The following is a 17,199-nucleotide window of genomic DNA, read 5'->3' on the forward strand; positions in this document are numbered from 1 at the left end:
CACTAACAAGAAGGGCCCGGGAGGAATCCCGGGCCCTTCTTTAGTTCTCGGCGCTGCTTAGTTCTCGGCGTCGACTTGGTCCTGGGGCGCAGGCTCACGCTCCTGGCGTGCGACGGGGATCTTGCTGCCGAGCACCTGGGCGACGACGTCCCGGGCGATCTTCTGGGGGGTGAGCCCCACCTGCTCCATAATCTGGGCGCGAGTGCCATGATCGAGAAACTCATCGGGTAGACCGAGCTCGGTGACGGCAGTGTCTACGCCTGCAGCGCGCATGTCCTGCCGGAGCCGCGTGCCAATACCAGCAACCCGCACTCCGTCTTCGATCGAGATCACGAGACGGTGTTCTGCGGAAAGTTCGATCACGCTCGAGGGAATCGGGACCACCCAACGCGGGTCTACAACCGTCGCGCCGATGCCCTGCTGCGCAAGCCGGTCTGCGACGGCGAGGCCAAGCTCTGCCATGGGGCCAACGGTCATGATCAGGACGTCTTTGGTTTCAGCCTCGCGCAGAATGTCGACGCCGTCGACGGTTCGACGGACAGCAGCGATCTCCGCTCCTACGGTTCCCTTCGAGAACCTTACGATCGTGGGGCCATCCTCAACCGCGACCGCCTCGCCCAGCTCCTCGCGCAAGCGAGTCGCATCACGGGGTGCCGCGATGCGGATGCCGGGAACAACCTGAAAAACGGCCAGGTCCCACATGCCGTGGTGACTGGGCCCGTCGGGGCCCGTAACGCCAGCGCGGTCGAGCACGAACGTAACGCCGGCCTTATGCAGCGCAACATCCATAAGGACTTGGTCGAACGCTCGGTTCAAGAAGGTCGCATAGACCGCAACCACCGGATGCAGTCCGCCAAAGGCAAGGCCAGCCGCTGAGGTCGCTGCATGCTGCTCTGCTATTCCGACGTCGAGAACCCGCTCAGGGAACCGGTGGGCCATCTTGTGCAGACCCACGGGGCGAAGCATCGCGCCCGTAATACCCACAAGACGCGGATTTGATTCTGCGAGCGAAACGATCTCATCAGCAAAAACCGAAGTCCACGACGCCGCACCGGCAATCTCGACCGACTCGCCTGTCTCAGAGTCAATCTGCCCTACGGCGTGGAACTGGTCTGCCTCGTCCGCAAGCGCGGGTTCAAAGCCCTTACCCTTCTGGGTGATGACGTGAACGATCACCGGCGCTGAATAGGCCTTGGCCTGGGACAACGCTTTTTCGAGGGCGGTTACGTCGTGGCCGTCGATGGGTCCGAGGTACTTGATATCGAGGTTCGAATAGAGCGCTTCATTATTGGTGAAGCGACTCAAAAATCCGTGGAGTCCGCCGCGCACGCCGCGGTAGAACGCCCGAGCGGGCGCACCAAGGCGATCAAAGAGCTGACGGCTGCCGACATGAAGCGTTCGATAGGTGCTTCGAGTGCGCACATCGTTGAGAAAGCGCGCCATCCCGCCGATAGTCGGCGCGTAGGATCGGCCGTTGTCATTGACGACGATGACGAGGTTGCGGGTGTTGTCGTAGCTGATGTTGTTCAGCGCTTCCCACGTCATACCGCCCGTGAGAGCGCCATCGCCGACGACCACGGCGACATGGCGGTCATCCTGCCCAGACATTTCGAAGGCGCGGGAGACCCCATCCGCCCACGACAGCGAGCTCGACGCGTGCGAGCTCTCAACGACGTCGTGCTCAGATTCGGATCGTTGCGGGTAACCGGCAATGCCGCCCCGCTGTCGGAGTGCGCTGAAGTCTTGTCGCCCTGTGAGCAGCTTGTGCACATAGGACTGGTGACCCGTGTCAAAAATGATCGGGTCGTTTGGGGAGTGGAACACGCGGTGCAGCGCAATGGTCAGTTCTACGACACCGAGATTTGGTCCCAGGTGCCCACCGGTCTTCGACACTTGCGTGATAAGAAAACGACGGACCTCCTCCGCCAGCTGCGAGAGCTGAGCGGAGGAGAGTCCGTCGAGATCACGAGGACCGTGAATGGTCTCGAGAAGGCTCATTTGACCAAGCTTAGACGAGGCTCCTGAGCACGTACTGCAGGATTCCCCCGTTGCGGTAATAGTCGGCCTCTCCCGGCGTGTCGATGCGAACGATCGCATCGAACTCGACCGGCTGCTTGCCCTCGGGAGAGTGCTCGCTCGGCACAGCAACGACCTTGACGGTCTTGGGCGTGCGGCCCTCGTTGAGCTCGGTCAGGCCGGAGATGCTGATGACCTCGGTGCCGTCGAGTCCCAACGAATCTGCACTCTGCCCTGCGGGGAACTGCAGCGGTACTACGCCCATACCGATGAGGTTGGAGCGGTGAATTCGCTCGAACGACTCCGTGATGACCGCCTTGACGCCCAGGAGACTGGTGCCCTTTGCCGCCCAGTCACGTGACGAGCCCGAGCCGTACTCCTTGCCGCCCAGGATGACGAGCGGGGTGCCCTGCTCCTGATACTTCTGCGACGCGTCGTAGATGAACGACTGGGGGGCATCCGCCTGCGTGAAGTCGCGGGTGTAACCACCCTCGACGTCATTGAGAAGCTGGTTGCGGAGACGGATGTTCGCGAACGTTCCGCGAATCATGACCTCGTGGTTGCCACGACGCGAGCCGTAGGAGTTGAAGTCCTTGCGGTCAACCCCGTGCTCCACGAGGTACTGGCCTGCGGGGCTGTCACCCTTGATCGAACCGGCGGGGCTGATGTGGTCGGTCGTAACCGAGTCGCCCAGCTTCGCGAGGACGCGAGCTCCCGTGATGTCGACGACCGGGGTCGTCTCCATGGTCATTCCGTCAAAGTACGGGGGCTTACGAACGTAGGTGGACTCGGGAGCCCACTCGAACGTTGCTCCCGCGGGGGTGGGAAGCGAACGCCACCGCTCGTCACCCTCAAACACCGATGCGTATTCGTGGTTGAACATCTCGGTGTCGATCGAGCTGTCGATCGTGGCCTGGACCTCGGCAGCGTCGGGCCAGATGTCCTTAAGGAACACCTCGTTGCCGTCGTTGTCGGTGCCGAGCGAATCTGATTCAAAGTCGAAGTTCATCGACCCTGCCAGCGCATAGGCAATCACAAGAGGCGGGCTTGCGAGGTAGTTCATCTTGACGTCGGGGTTGATACGACCCTCGAAGTTACGGTTGCCCGAGAGAACTGCGGTTACGGCAAGGTCATTGTCGTTGATCGCAGCGGAGATTTCTTCGGCCAGCGGGCCGGAGTTACCGATGCACGTGGTGCAGCCGTAACCGACCGTGTAGAAGCCGAGAGCTTCGAGGTCGTCAGTGAGCCCAGCCTTCGCGTAGTAGTCGGTGACAACCTTCGAACCGGGGGCGAGCGTGGTCTTGACCCACGGCTTGGCCTTGAGGCCCTTCTTCGCCGCGTTGCGGGCCAGAAGGCCAGCGGCCAGCATGACGGAGGGGTTCGACGTGTTGGTGCACGAGGTGATGGCCGCGATGGTCACAGCACCGTGGTCGAGAACGAAGTTCTCTCCGTTCTCCAGCGACACCGAGGTCGGCTTTGACGCCGTCGACGGGGCATGGCTGCTGTGAACGTGAAAGTGCTGGCTCTCGGCGCTCTCGGGGCTGTTTCCGGGCGGGTCCGATGCGGGGAACGACTCCGCGATTTCAAGGTCAACAAGGTCGTGTTCTACCGACGCGTAGTTGTTGAGGTCCTTCTCGAACTGGGCCTTGGCCGAGCTGAGCTCGATGCGGTCCTGAGGACGCTTCGGTCCCGCGATCGAGGGAACAACCGTCGACAGGTCGAGCTCGAGGTACTCGCTGAATGCGGGCTCGACCGACGGGTCGTGCCACAGCTTCTGGAGCTTGGAGTACGCCTCCACGAGTGCGACCTGCTCGTCGCTGCGGCCCGTGAGGCGCAGGTAGTCGAGGGTGACGTCGTCGATGGGGAACATCGCCGCAGTAGAGCCGAACTCGGGGCTCATGTTGCCGATCGTGGCACGGTTGGCCAGCGGCACTGCGCCGACGCCCTCACCGTAGAACTCCACGAACTTGCCGACGACACCGTGCTTGCGCAGGATGTCGGTGATCGTAAGCACAACGTCGGTAGCCGTAACACCAGCGGGGATGCTCCCCGTGAGCTTGAAACCGACAACCTTGGGGATGAGCATGGATACGGGCTGGCCCAGCATGGCCGCCTCAGCCTCGATACCGCCAACGCCCCATCCGAGTACGCCGAGACCGTTGACCATCGTCGTGTGGGAGTCGGTACCAACACAGGTGTCGGGGTAAGCGCGAAGGGTGCCACCGACCGTGCGAGTGTAGGTGACCTTGGCGAGGTGCTCGATGTTCACCTGGTGCACGATGCCGGTTCCCGGGGGAACAACCTTGAAGTCTTCGAATGCGGTCTGACCCCAGCGCAGGAACTGGTAACGCTCACCGTTGCGCTCGTACTCGATCTCGACGTTGCGCTCGAGTGCGTCCGCGCTGCCGAAGAGGTCAGCAATCACGGAGTGGTCGATGACGAGCTCTGCCGGTGAAAGCGGGTTAACCTTCTCGGGGTCGCCGCCGAGGTCGGCAACAGCCTCACGCATGGTCGCAAGGTCCACGATGCAGGGAACGCCGGTGAAGTCCTGCATGACCACGCGGGCCGGGGTGAACTGGATCTCGGTGTCAGGCTCTGCCGTGGGGTCCCACGATCCGAGCGCTTCGATCTGCTCCTTGGTGACGTTGGCACCATCTTCGGTGCGGAGCAAGTTTTCGAGGAGCACCTTCAAGCTGAAGGGAAGCTTCTCGTGGCCGGCGACCGTGTCGAGACGGAACACCTCGTAGTCGGTGGATCCGACCGAGAGCGTGTCCCGGGATCCGAAACTGTTTATTGACGACATGGTGTCGACTCCCTTTGCTGAGCTATGTCCGGCGTGCCTGCGTCCGCCGCTTTTCGGTGGCAATCTTTGCGCTCTGTGCCCGCCATTACTAGCAAGGCAAACCTAAGTCGGCCTGCGTCGGCCGGCGGTGAGCTGCACGCAGAAATTTATCTTGATGTCGAGATAAATATACCACGGTGGGCACGCTCAACCGTGCCCCCACACCGGGTGATCGCACCAGGAGTTTGCGAGAATTAGGGCGAAACTCCCACGCTCGGCTCCGCCGCTGGCCGCGTGAACGCTGCCCGGACAAGAAGCCACGTAACCCAGAGCATCGCGGCATAGAGCGGAACACCCATGATGAGCTTCGCTCCCCCAAGAAGCTCCGGTTCTCCCGCGAAGTACAGCGGGGCTTGCACGAGCAGGCGTGCGGCAAAAAGACCGACCCACAGCCAGGTGGCCACAGTGAGAACCCTGCGCTTGGTGCGATCGTCCCGCCACTCCGTGAGTTCCCCCGTGAGTACGCCGACGATCAGGCCAATCAGCGGCCACCGCACCAGGATGCTCACGAGCAGAACGGTCAAAGAGACCACGTTGATGATGAGACCGGGCAAAAAGTTGTCCTCCGCGCGCCCCGTCATGAGCGCCAAAACTGCCGAAACCCCGATGCCGATGAGACCAGCGACCGCCGGCATAACCATCGACTTCGTGGCGGCCCTGACAACAACGAAGGCAACAGCGACCACGAGGGGCACCGAAACGGAGAGGAGAAGGTCTTTCGTCAGCGTGTAGACAACGAGAAAGCCCAGCCCGGGAAGGATTGACTCGATGAGGCCTCGCACGCCGCCGACAGCAGCCAGCAGCGACTTGGCCGTCGGGACCTCTCCAGGCGTCACCGCACCGATGCCTGCGCCGCGAGCGGCGTCGCCAAACGCCGTCTTCAGGGCGTCACGAGCGGACGGCTGAGCGTCGTCTGCAGGCTCTGGGGGGAGCGCGGATGTCACGGTTACACGGTCTCCGATGGATTGGGCTGAACCTGAGCGCCGGTCTTAGGCATCTGCAGCGGGATCAGGTCGCGCGGAGGCATCGGGCTCGATCCGCGAACCACAACGATGCTGCGGAACAGATCCTCAATCTTCGCCGCCGCTTCAGGATCAACGACGCCGTCGCCGGCGATGACGCCCCGAAGGAACCAACGGGGACCATCGACGCCCACAAAGCGAGCTAGCCGCTTTGAACCAGGCTGCCCCGGTGCGTTCGCGGGAATCTCAGCAAGAAGCTCTGGGCCGAAAACTCCGGCCGTCAGCTTGGTCGTTCCGCCCTGTTTGGCAATCTGCTCCGCGATCTGCTGGCGAATCTCGTGCCACAGTCCCGTCGATCGCGGCGCGGCAAACGGCTGCACCTGCAGCGTCGAACCGGCGTAGTCGAGGCCGACAGCCACGACGCGCTTGCTGCCCTCCTCTACCTCAAGACGCAGCTGAAGCCCCTCACGAGGGAGAATCTTGATGCCGCCAAGGTCGACATACGGGCGAACGGGATTGGCCTCGCTCTCATCGAGCGGGCCGTCGGTTTCCCGGTCGGCAGGAGCGGACTTGGCCTGCTGAAGAACCTCGTCCTCCATTGCTTCACCTGATTCGCTCACGCGCTGTCTCCTTCCCGTGCCGCGAGGCCGGTGGATCCGAAACCGGATTCACCTCTCACCGTGGCATCCAATTGTTGAATACTGCTGAATGCCGCTCGTACGACCGGCATGATGATGAGCTGAGCGATGCGATCGCCTTCAGCCACCGAAAAAGGTTCGCGGGGATCGGTATTGAGAAGTGTGACGCGGATCTCGCCGCGGTAGCCCGCATCTACTGTGCCGGGCGCATTCACAATGGTGATGCCGTTGCGTGCCGCCAAGCCGCTCCGCGGCATTACGAACGCCGCATATCCGTCGGGGACAGCAATGGCGACCCCGGTGCCGACCGTTGCCCGCTCCCCTGGGCCCAGCACGAGCGATTCAGCAGATCTCAGGTCCGCTCCAGCGTCGCCGGGATGGGCATAGGCGGGCACATATTCCGCAACAATCGGGATCTCGAGGCTTTCAGGCACGTGACGAGGTTAGTGCAGCGACGGGATCGCGCGAAAAGTCTGATCGAATAGTCACATGATCCTCTTTCGCGAACGACTGCTTCCCTCGCGAGGCCTTCTCGTTGCCCTCCTGCTGCTGATTCCCGCAACGCTGTTGGTGTTTCTGCCCATCAATCAGACTGTCGGCGTCGTCGCGGCGATCGCGCTTTACCTCGCCAGCTGCGGCACCCTGATTGCGATCTCTCCGGTCGTCGAAGTGACACCGGAGCGAATCACAGTCGGGCGGGCCAGCCTTCCCATCGAGTTCGCCGGGGCGCCCGAGGCCTACTCGGGCGGCGAGGCGACGGCCGAGCGCGGCGTGCGCCTCGATGCTCGTGCGTGGATCGTCTTTCGGGGCGGAATCGCTAGCGTCGTCAAGATTCCGGTTGTTGACGAAAAAGATCCGGCCCCCTACTGGTTGATTTCCAGTAGGCGACCGGATCAATTCGTCTCTGCAGTGTCCGAGGCTAAGCGGCACACTCCAAGCAAATAGAGCCGAGCTTCTCTGTGTGGTCGATCTGCGAACGGTGCTTCACAAGGAAGCAGCTGATGCAGGTGAATTCATCGGCCTGTGGGGGAAGCACGACGACGTCGAGCTCGAGATCTGAGAGGTCCGCACCCGGCAGCTCAAAGCCACCAGGGTTGTCCGCGTCATCCGAGTCGACAACGCCAGACATCTTGTCTGGGACTCGCTCCTTCAGTGCCTCGATGCTCTCGGAGTCATCGTCGGTCTTTCGAGGTGCGTCGTAGTCGGTTGCCATGCCCATCCAGTCTTGATATGAACCGATCATTCTCAATCGGCGGCGACAGTTTGCCTTATTAGTTTGTGAATAGCAAACGCGCTTCGCAGCAAGCGCATCTGCGTTGGAACCAACTTGCGGCACGCCCTGTCTATTCCCCGCTTCGGGGCACACCTCGTGAGAATCTAGAAGCGAATCATGACGGCCTGAGAGGCGATCAGCATGCAAGACCTGAGAGTCATCGCACTTGAGAACGGTGTACTAACCGCCGCGGCGGACGATGGGACCCGTTACCGGATCACCATTGACGACGAGACGCAGGCAAAACTGCGCCGAAGGTCCCCCGTCAACGCTGCCGAGCGCAAGGTGGGGCCCCGGGAGATCCAGTCCCATATCCGAGCAGGGATGTCGGCCCAGGACGTGGCCGATCTCACGGGAGCAGAGCTCGACTATGTCGAGCGGTTCGAGGGCCCGGTATTGGCGGAACGAGAATTCATCGTGACCGCCTCCCGAAGCGTGCCCGTGAACACCGCGGCCGATGTCGAGCCGTTAGGCGGATCGACCTTTGGATCAGCAATTGACGAACGTCTCGACGAGCTTGGCGCCTCCGACATCGCTTGGGCGAGCTGGAAAGACCCCGAGTCCGGTTGGGTCGTCAAACTGACTTTCACGGCCAATTCTGTTAGTCATGACGCTCGCTGGCAGTTTGATCCGAAAAAGTCGACACTGGCCCCCACAAACTCAGACGCGACGACCCTGAGCCAGCAAGGTGAATTGCCCGGCTCCCTCATACCCCGCCTTCGCGCGGTCACTGACACGAAGTCACCCGATACCTCACGCTTTGACAGCGGAGCCTTCACGGATGAACAGCTCAGCCAACGCGACACCTCGCCCTACGGTGAGGCGATCCCCTTCATGCGCTCGGGGATCTCTCCCGCCGCCGTCAACCGCGACGCTGCGGAGGATGCTTCCGGGGTTGGCCACACGGCGGATCTCCTCGAAGCCCTTCGTCGTCGTCGCGGTGAGCGCGAGTCGGCGCCCAGCGAGGATTCGTTCGACGAAGCAAAAGCCTCGCACCCGTCGACCGGCAGCATCCGAGTGATCGACGTTCCTCTTTCAGCGTTCGACGACAACTCGCCGAGCGAATCACCCTCCGCCGCTCCCCCCGCTCCGGTCGCCCCCACCGTTAATTCCACTAGTTCCACGCCGGGACTATCGAAGCCCGCCCGCAAGGGTCGCGCCTCTATGCCCAGCTGGGACGACATTGTGTTCGGCGCGAAGTCCGACGACGACTAGCGTCACAGCGCAAAAGCGCCGAATCTGAGCAGGGGAACCATTGTCTCTTCCCCGGTCAGCGATCCATGCTGTCCGACCATGCCGCGTCCCTTCGCTGATTCCGACGTGTAATACGCGACGCCTTTCCTGGCCGCTATGAGAACGTCTCCGATTCGAGGCGCAACTTCAGCATCGACCGGGCCGAACCATCCGGCACCGATCGCCTCGTCCCGCGTCACCACCCACGAACGAGACTCTTCTGCCTCCCGCCAGCGCTGAATGATGTGCTGCTTCTGGGCAGCGCCAAGTGACGGCTCCCAGTGGAGGTGGAGGCATCGTGGTTCGCCCGCGATATGACGGATGCCCTCGCGTAGTGCAGAGCTCTCGTCGACAATGACATGGTTGCGGTCGGGCACATCAACCATGCCGTGGTCGGCCGTAAGGATGATTCCCTCGTCTGCGGGAGCGGCGGCGAGAAACCGAGCCATCGCAGAATCGAGATCTTCGAGCGCAGTCAGCCAACGGTCAGAAGCCCACCCAGAGCGGTGCCCGGCCTGGTCGAGTTCCGGCACATAGACATAGGCGATTCCCCCCGCTGCGGCAAGGTGTGCCCTCGCCGTGTCTAGACGCTCGGCAATGCTTGCCCCGACCGCGAACTCGGCGCCACGCAGCACCGCACGGGTAAACCCGGAGTCTTCATAACGGGCAGCACCGACCGCGAATGACGGGATCGAGAGAGTCGCGGCAACTTCGAACTGTGTCGGCATCCTCTGCCAGGTGAGCGGATCGAGCGTGCCCTCCCACCCGCTCAGCTGGTTCACGACACGGTCATGGGCCGGATCGAGGACGGTGTACCCGACGAGGCCGTGCCGCCCCGGCAGCGTTCCCGTTGTGAGGGTCGCGAGGGCCGACGCCGTCGTTGTGGGAAATCCTGAGGCGATGGAGGCTTTGGGTCCTGCGGCGGCGGCCAGTCGCCGAGCATGCCCGCCCGACGCCTTGAGCATGTGGCTACCGAGTCCATCGGCAACCACCACGATCGCCGATCTCGTCGGGGGAAGACGCAGTGTGTTGTCTTGGCCCCGAACCGACGCGAGCAAACTCGGCATCACATCGGCGAGGCTAAACCGGTGAGAATACGGGGCCGGTAGCATGGCAGCAATCTTATGACTACTCCCGCCAACCGTATTTCAGACGAGCCCCACGAGCGCATCGACGACGTCGACCTTGCCAGCGAGATGGAGGGCTCCTTTCTCGAGTATGCCTACTCCGTTATCTACTCGAGGGCACTCCCTGACGCGCGCGACGGACTCAAGCCCGTTCAGCGCCGCATCCTCTTTCAGATGACCGAGATGGGGCTGCGGCCCGACCGCGGGCACGTTAAGTCCGCACGCGTCGTCGGCGACGTTATGGGCAAGCTGCATCCGCACGGCGACGCGTCGATCTATGACGCCATGGTGCGGCTCAACCAGCCGTTCATCATGAGGGTTCCCCTGATCGACGGCCACGGGAACTTCGGCTCGCTCGATGACGGCCCCGCGGCACCCAGGTACACCGAGGCCCGACTCGCGGCTGCCGCGATCGCGATGACGGCAGATCTCGACGAAGACGTCGTCGACTTCGTGCCGAACTATGACAACCAGATAATGCAACCAGAGGTATTGCCTGCGGCATTCCCGAATCTTCTCGTCAATGGCGCTACCGGCATCGCGGTCGGCATGGCGACGAACATGGTTCCCCACAACCTCATCGAGGTGGTGGGCGCAGCACGGCACCTTCTTGAGAACCCCGACGCAACGCTCGACGACCTGATGGCTTTTGTGCCCGGTCCCGACCTGCCGACCGGCGGCACCATCGTCGGACTCAGCGGCGTGCGCGATGCCTATGAATCCGGTCGCGGAAGCTTTAAGACTCGCGCGCGTGTCTCTATCGAGCCGATCACCGCCCGCAAAATGGGGCTCATCATTACCGAGCTGCCCTACATGGTCGGTGCCGAGAAGGTCATCGAGAAGATCAAGGATGGCGTCGGTTCGAAGAAGCTGAACGGCATCTCCGATGTCGCAGATCTCACCGATCGCAAACGGGGCATGCGCCTCGTCATTGGCATCAAGACGGGCTTCAACCCCGAGGCAGTGCTTGAACAGCTCTACAAGCACACTCCTCTCGAAGACCAGTTCAACATCAACAACGTCGCCCTTGTAGACGGGGGCCCTCGCACTCTGGGCCTGCGCGAGTTGCTGAAGGTCTACGTAGACCACCGCATCGCCGTAACAACGCGTCGGAGCGCCTACCGTCTTGCTCGGCGGCGGGAGCGCCTTCACCTTGTTGAAGGTCTCCTTATCGCGATAGTCGACATCGACGAAGTGATCCAGGTCATCCGCACGAGCGATGACAGCGAGCAAGCCCGCGCGCGACTGATCGACGTGTTTGATCTGAGCCATGTGCAGTCCGAGTACATTCTCGAACTGCGACTTCGACGCCTGACCCGTTTCTCCCGCATCGAGCTAGAAGCCGAGCGCGACCAGTTGGCTGCTGAGATCGCCGAGCTTGAGAAACTGTTGGCCGACCCCGCTCTCGTCCGCGCACTGGTGAGCCGAGAGCTCGACGAGGCTGCGGAGAAGTTCGGTACGCCTCGCCGCACGCTGCTCACAGAAGCGCGCGCCAGCATCGCCACCTCCGGTCGTTCGAAGGCTGCAACACCCAATCTCGAGATCGCGGATGTTCCCTGCCGCGTGATTCTGAGCACGACGGGGCGGCTGGTCCGTGTCGATTACGTCGACGGTGAGGTTCACCCCATCATCGCTCCGGCGCGCCGCAGCAAACACGACGCCGTACTCAGCGAGGTTGTGACGACGAGCCGCAGCGATATCGGCGCCGTGACCAACCGCGGCAGAGTGGTGCGACTCTCGCCCGTCGATCTTCCCGTTGTGCCCGACAACTCCGTGCAGCTCGCCGCGGGTCGCAAGGCTGCAGATTACATCGGCCTAGACGCCAAGAAGGAGCGCGTCCTCGCGCTCGTCGCCCTCGAGCCGGACATGCCGCTCGCCCTGGGCACCAGGGACGGCATCGTCAAGCGGGTATCCCCGTTCGATATTCCGAACAAGCCGGAGTTCGACATCATCTCGCTCAAAGACGGCGACGAGGTCGTCGGTGCGGCGATTGCGTCGGATGATGCTGAGCTCGTCTTCGTGACGTCTGATGCCCAGCTTCTTCGTTTTGCTGCCTCGGCTGTGCGCCCCCAGGGCCGCTCGGCCGGCGGCATGGCGGGCATCCGTCTCTCCGCGGGGGCATCCGTCATCTCGTTCTCTGTTGTTGAGGATGCCGATTCGGCCGTCGTCGTAACCGTCTCTGGTTCGTCAGCGACGATCGCCGAGACCGATCCCGGCCGCGCGAAGGTATCCGCGCTCTCGGAGTTTCCCGCCAAGGGGCGCTCAACCGGTGGCGTGCGTGCGCACTCGCTTCTCAAGGGCGAAGACTGCCTCATGCTCGCATGGGTCGGCCCTCAGCCCGCGATGGCCTCGGGGTCGGACGGAAGCACCAGAACGCTGCCGGAGCCTGGAGCGAAGCGCGATGCATCCGGCACCCCACTCCCCGGTGTTCTCGGCTCTATCGGCCGCTCAATCGGCTCCTAGACGTCGATACGGTCTCGGCTCAGCCCGGCCGAGCCCTCGATGATGAACTCCTTGCGGGGTGCCACATCGTTGCCCATGAGAAGATCAAACACCTTTTCGGAGCGTGCGGCATCCGAAATGTTCACGCGGCGCAGCGTGCGGTGTGAACGGTCCATCGTGGTCGTGGCCAGCTGGTCGGCATCCATCTCGCCGAGTCCCTTGTAGCGCTGAATCGGATCCTGGTAACGCTTGCCCTGCTTCTTTAGCTGGGAGAGCACCGCCTGAAGTTCCGCTTCGGAGTATGTGTAGAGGATGTCGTTGGGCTTCGAGCCCGGATTCATTACGACTACACGGTGCAGAGGGGGAACTGCCGCGTAGATGCGGCCGTCCCTGATCATGTCGGGCATGTACCGGAAGAACAGAGTCAAGAGCAGGGTCCTGATGTGCGCGCCGTCGACATCGGCGTCGCTCATGATGATGACCTTGCCGTAGCGTGCGGCCGACAGATCAAAGCTTCGCCCCGAGCCAGCACCGATCACCTGAATGATCGACGCGCACTCGGCATTGGAGAGCATGTCAGAGACGGACGCCTTCTGCACGTTGAGAATCTTGCCTCGAATTGGCAAGAGCGCCTGATATTCGCTATCCCGGGCGAGCTTTGCTGTTCCCAGCGCAGAATCACCCTCCACGATAAACAGCTCGCTGTTGCCGACGTCGTTGCTGCGGCAATCCACCAGCTTTGCCGGAAGCGTCGAGTTTTCGAGTGCGTTCTTGCGGCGCTGAGTCTCTTTATGGGCGCGCGCAGAAACCCGCGACTTCATCTCCGCGACGATTTTGTCGAGGACGAGAGCGCTCTGCGCCTTGTCGTCTCGCTTCGGCGAGGAGAAGAGTTCCTTCATCTGCTTCGTGATGACGCTGGCCACGATCGCCCGCACTGCGGGCGTGCCGAGGATCTCCTTGGTCTGCCCCTCGAACTGCGGTTCGGGAAGACGAACGGTCAACACCGCGGTCAAACCCGCCAGCACGTCGTCCTTCTCCAGCTTGTCGTTGCCGACCTTCAGCCGACGCGCGTTGAGCTCGACCTGCGACCGCAAAAACTTGAGCAGCCCCTGCTCGAAGCCCGCCTGATGCGTTCCACCCTTGGGGGTCGAAATGATGTTCACAAAACTGCGAAACACGGTTTCGTATCCGGTGCCCCAGCGAAGGGCGATGTCGACCTCGCAGTGGCGCTCAAGCTCCGTTGCCACCATGTGGCCTCGTTCGTCGAGAACCGGAACGGTCTCAGTGAACGTGCCAGAGCCGGTCATCCGCCACGTGCTGGTGAGCGCCGTGTCGGGCGCAAGAAAATCTACGAACTCCGAAAGACCGCCCTCAAATGTGAAGGATTCCGTGACCTCGTCGTCGCCGCGGCGATCGATGACCGTGAGCGTGAGCCCCCCGATGAGAAACGCCGTCTGCCGCGCACGGGAGAACAGTTCATCGATCTGAAAGTTCGCTCCACGTGTGAAGATCTGAGGGTCAGCCCAGTACCGAACCCGGGTCCCCGAAACGCCCTTCTTGACCTTGCCGATCTTGCGAAGTTCGCTCTTTTTTTCAAACGGAGTAAAGGGCGCGGTAGGGCTCGGTTCGCCAGAGTCGGCGAAGATGCCGGGTTCACCCCGGTGGAAGGACATCGCCCAGGTCACGCCGTCGCGATCGACCTCAACATCGAGGCGCTCGGAGAGTGCGTTGACGACGGATGCTCCCACACCGTGCAGACCGCCCGACGAAGCATACGATCCGCTCCCAAACTTGCCGCCGGCGTGGAGCTTGGTGAAGACAACCTCGACGCCGGACAGCCCCGTCTTGGGCTCGATGTCTACGGGGATTCCGCGCGCTTTGTCACGCACTTCGACACTGCCGTCGGGGTGAAGAATCACCTCGATGGTTGACCCATGACCCGCAAGAGCCTCGTCAACCGAGTTGTCGATGATCTCCCACAGACAGTGCATGAGACCCCGTGAATCGGTAGAACCGATGTACATACCTGGGCGCTTGCGAACGGCCTCAAGGCCTTCAAGCACAGACAGATGGCGGGCGGAGTAGTCAGAACTCGACACCGGGACTCCTTCTAAGACATGAGGGGGATGGCAGGCGGATGGCCACACCGACTCCCCCTTAAGCCTACGGGTCGCTGATGCGCCCATCCCGCAACAACACCCCTGAGCCTCAGTGCGGCTTGGGCTACGCGGTGAGCGAAATGATCGCCCCCAATACGTCACATTCAGCTGAGCCGTGCTTGTATGGGTATCAGGTCTCATGACCTAGAACCATCCACCCAGGAGGAGGAACCCATGTCTCAGATTTCTACCGAGATCGCGGAGAGTGACTCCTACCAGCTCACCGCATCCGACCGCTGCGACAGCTGTGGAGCCCAGGCTTACATCCGCGTTGCGATCGGCGATAGCGAATTGCTATTCTGCGCGCACCACGGTCGCCGCCACCAGGAGAAGCTCGAAGCAGTCGCCACAGAGTGGCTTGACGAGTCGCGCAGGCTTGAAGAGAGCCGCGCCTAGGTAGAGTTCGCGTCGCCTACGTAGCGGCGCGCTACCCGGCTGGAGATACGTGTGACGATCTCATCGCCCAGTGTCTGGGTGAGGTCGCCCCACTCGCGAACGGTCTGCTCTCCGGCCGCCCCCGAACCAAACAGAGTTACCTCGTCGCCGACGGCGACATCCGCAGAATCTTCGATGACTACATAGTCGTTTCCGACCGAGCGGATGCGTCGGCGACGACCACGGATGGCCACGTCGAGCAGGCCAGCCGCACGCACCGGCACGCCATCGGCGTATCCAAGTGGGACCTCGGCAAGGTCACCTTTTACCGCCGTAACCTCGCTCCGGAGCGTCATCACCGGGATCAGCCCCATGTCGCTGGCCGTTACGCCATCGAAGGACGGAATACCCCAGGTGTGCCCGCCCATCCGCACCATGTCGAAGCGCACGTCGTCACGCCGGAACCCAGCGGAACTCGCGGCCAGGTGACGGAACTCGAACGTCACGCCCAGACCAGCCGCAACGTCGACGGCGGCAACAAACCGATCAACCGCCGCTGAGTCTGCGTCTTCTGATGCCTCAGCCAAATGAGTCCAGATGCCGACGATCGCAACGCGCCGCCTAGCCTGCAGTTCACGGGCAGCGACTACGAGCGCTGGCCAATCGTCGGCAGTAGCCCCGTTGCGCATGAGACCGGTATCGATCTTGAGGTGGATTCGAGCAGGGGCAGCCCCGGCCGCAGCAGCGACGGCCTCGAGCTCGGTAATCGTGGAAACTCCGAGATCGATATCAGCCTGAACCGCACGGTCAAACCGTTGGTCAGGCAGGTACTGCCACGCCATAATCCTGATCCCCGGGTCGATGCCCGACTCCCTCAGGCGAAGCGCCGAGTCAATGTCAAGAACACCGAGCCAGCGTGCGCCTGCTGCCACTGCTGCGGCACCCGTCTCGGCTACTCCATGCCCATAGGCATTGGCCTTCAGCACGACCATCAACTCTGCGGGGCGTACGACTGAACGGAGATGGCGCACATTGTGGGCAAATGCGCCCAGGTCCACGATCGCTTCGGATGCCACTAGACCCACATCCTGTTCACCCTGTCGGTGAGACCAGCGACGATCGCCGCACTCGGCATGCTGAGCGCAGCGGCCCACTCCTGGGCAGTAGGTTCTCCGCCCTCACCGGAACCGAAGAAGACCACCTCATCGCCGATCGCCACGGCGGCATCCTGGATGTCAAAGACGCTCGCGTCCATCGCGACCCTTCCTGCGATAGTGAACCGTTGCCCTGCGATCTGAGCCTCGACGGTATTGCCAGCCGACCTATCAATGCCGTCGCCATATCCGAATGGCACGAGGGCCAGCGTCGTGGACGTGCTGGTGACGTAGGTATAGCCGTAGCTCACTCCGATACCGGCTCGGGCGTGCTTGAGGGACAGCACCGGGGCCGTGAGACGTGCGGCGGGAACGACACCGGCAGGCGCCTCGTCAGATTCACTGAGCCCGAACACGGCCGCACCCAGAACCGGCAAGAAACCGCCATCGACGGTCAAAGGAAGTCCCGCGCGAACGTAGATCGCATCGATAGCAAGGTCGTGAGCACCCAGCGTGTTTGCCGCGTCATCCGCGTGCGACGGCGAATCCGCTATAACCACGAGACTTCTCAGCTCGTTGTGAGCCGGATGAAGCGAAATCGATGCGGCGATGGCGACGACATCGTCCGCCGAAGCACTTCGCATCCCGCTGCCGTGCGAAATCCCCAGAGACGCAATACCGGCATCGAGCGCTCGAATCGCCAGCGAGTCGGTCCCCGCAACAACACCGATCCCGCGTTCGGCCAGTGCCGGCAGGCTGTCGTCCGTGGCGATTCGAGTCACCCAGACGGGCCCGGTGAACCCGGACTCACGGAGCGCAATGGCATCATCAGCGTTCGTCACTGATATCGCCCCGGCGCCCGCAGGAACGACGGTAATCGCAGCCTCGACGAGACCATGCCCATACGCGTTGCCCGGCAGCTCTACCATCGCGCTCGAAGCGTTGGCGGCCTTAAGGAGGGCCGCAACGTTCTTGCGCACGGCCGCTCTGCTGACGTACAGACCTCGCCACGGGGTGCGGGATGCGCCATCAGTCATG

Annotated in this window: 14 protein-coding genes; 4 read left to right on the plus strand and 10 right to left on the minus strand. The window is 62.5% G+C overall.

Annotation, left to right across the window (positions count from 1 at the left end; genetic code table 11):
• Positions 1-57: 57 nt before the first annotated feature.
• The 5 genes from dxs to dut form a co-directional block, all read right to left on the minus strand.
• Positions 58-1,998, minus strand: a complete 1,941-nt coding sequence (gene dxs, locus C2138_RS07010; protein ID WP_108516605.1) for a 1-deoxy-D-xylulose-5-phosphate synthase — start codon at positions 1,996-1,998, stop codon at positions 58-60.
• Positions 1,999-2,008: 10 nt separating this feature from the next.
• The gene (gene acnA, locus C2138_RS07015) at positions 2,009-4,819 is read right to left on the minus strand and encodes an aconitate hydratase AcnA (protein ID WP_108516607.1); all 2,811 of its coding nucleotides are present in this window, start codon (positions 4,817-4,819) and stop codon (positions 2,009-2,011) included.
• 233 nt (positions 4,820-5,052) lie between these two features.
• Positions 5,053-5,802 carry a DUF3159 domain-containing protein gene (locus tag C2138_RS07020; protein ID WP_233245437.1) on the minus strand — a complete coding sequence of 250 codons (750 nt, stop codon included), beginning with the start codon at positions 5,800-5,802 and terminating at the stop codon, positions 5,053-5,055.
• A 2-nt stretch (positions 5,803-5,804) separates the two neighbouring features.
• Entirely contained in the window at positions 5,805-6,419 is a 615-nt protein-coding gene (locus C2138_RS07025; RefSeq protein WP_108518913.1) for a DUF3710 domain-containing protein, read from the minus strand.
• Between the two features lie 17 nt (positions 6,420-6,436).
• Complete coding sequence (gene dut / locus C2138_RS07030) at positions 6,437-6,892, minus strand: dUTP diphosphatase (protein WP_108516611.1); 456 nt, start codon at positions 6,890-6,892, stop codon at positions 6,437-6,439.
• Positions 6,893-6,947: 55 nt separating this feature from the next.
• Between dut and C2138_RS07035 the strand changes: the two genes are divergently transcribed.
• On the plus strand, positions 6,948-7,403 hold the full coding sequence (locus C2138_RS07035; protein ID WP_108516613.1) for a DUF3093 domain-containing protein: 456 nt from the start codon (positions 6,948-6,950) through the stop codon (positions 7,401-7,403).
• On the opposite strand, the gene C2138_RS07040 is transcribed toward C2138_RS07035, so the two are convergent.
• A complete protein-coding gene (locus tag C2138_RS07040; protein WP_108518915.1) occupies positions 7,378-7,671 on the minus strand; it encodes a DUF4193 domain-containing protein in 294 nt (97 codons plus the stop codon). The two genes, C2138_RS07035 and C2138_RS07040, sit on opposite strands and share 26 nt — an antisense overlap.
• 201 nt (positions 7,672-7,872) lie before the next feature.
• Here C2138_RS07040 and sepH point away from each other — a divergent pair, with 201 nt between their 5' ends.
• Entirely contained in the window at positions 7,873-8,946 is a 1,074-nt protein-coding gene (gene sepH / locus C2138_RS07045; protein WP_108516615.1) for a septation protein SepH, read from the plus strand.
• 2 nt (positions 8,947-8,948) lie between these two features.
• Here sepH and C2138_RS07050 read toward each other — a convergent pair whose 3' ends face one another.
• A complete protein-coding gene (locus C2138_RS07050) occupies positions 8,949-10,031 on the minus strand; it encodes an alkaline phosphatase family protein (RefSeq protein ID WP_241961215.1) in 1,083 nt (360 codons plus the stop codon).
• Between the two features lie 57 nt (positions 10,032-10,088).
• Between C2138_RS07050 and C2138_RS07055 the strand changes: the two genes are divergently transcribed.
• On the plus strand, positions 10,089-12,554 hold the full coding sequence (locus C2138_RS07055) for a DNA gyrase/topoisomerase IV subunit A (protein WP_108516619.1): 2,466 nt from the start codon (positions 10,089-10,091) through the stop codon (positions 12,552-12,554).
• On the opposite strand, the gene C2138_RS07060 is transcribed toward C2138_RS07055, so the two are convergent.
• Positions 12,551-14,632, minus strand: a complete 2,082-nt coding sequence (locus C2138_RS07060) for a DNA gyrase/topoisomerase IV subunit B (protein WP_108516621.1) — start codon at positions 14,630-14,632, stop codon at positions 12,551-12,553. The genes C2138_RS07055 and C2138_RS07060 overlap by 4 nt on opposite strands.
• Before the next feature lie 234 nt (positions 14,633-14,866).
• On the opposite strand from C2138_RS07060, the gene C2138_RS07065 reads away from it, so the two are divergent.
• A complete protein-coding gene (locus C2138_RS07065; RefSeq protein ID WP_108516623.1) occupies positions 14,867-15,088 on the plus strand; it encodes a DUF7455 domain-containing protein in 222 nt (73 codons plus the stop codon).
• On the opposite strand, the gene C2138_RS07070 is transcribed toward C2138_RS07065, so the two are convergent.
• Positions 15,085-16,143 carry an alanine racemase gene (locus C2138_RS07070; protein WP_159078163.1) on the minus strand — a complete coding sequence of 353 codons (1,059 nt, stop codon included), beginning with the start codon at positions 16,141-16,143 and terminating at the stop codon, positions 15,085-15,087. The genes C2138_RS07065 and C2138_RS07070 overlap by 4 nt on opposite strands.
• Positions 16,143-17,198, minus strand: coding sequence for an alanine racemase (locus C2138_RS07075; RefSeq protein ID WP_108516626.1), 1,056 nt, complete (start codon positions 17,196-17,198; stop codon positions 16,143-16,145). Before C2138_RS07075 ends, C2138_RS07070 begins: the two co-directional genes overlap by 1 nt.
• Position 17,199: the final 1 nt, after the last annotated feature.

Origin of the sequence: Salinibacterium hongtaonis, assembly GCF_003065485.1 — a bacterium.
In the GTDB taxonomy this organism is placed as follows: Bacteria; Actinomycetota; Actinomycetes; order Actinomycetales; family Microbacteriaceae; genus Homoserinimonas; species Homoserinimonas hongtaonis.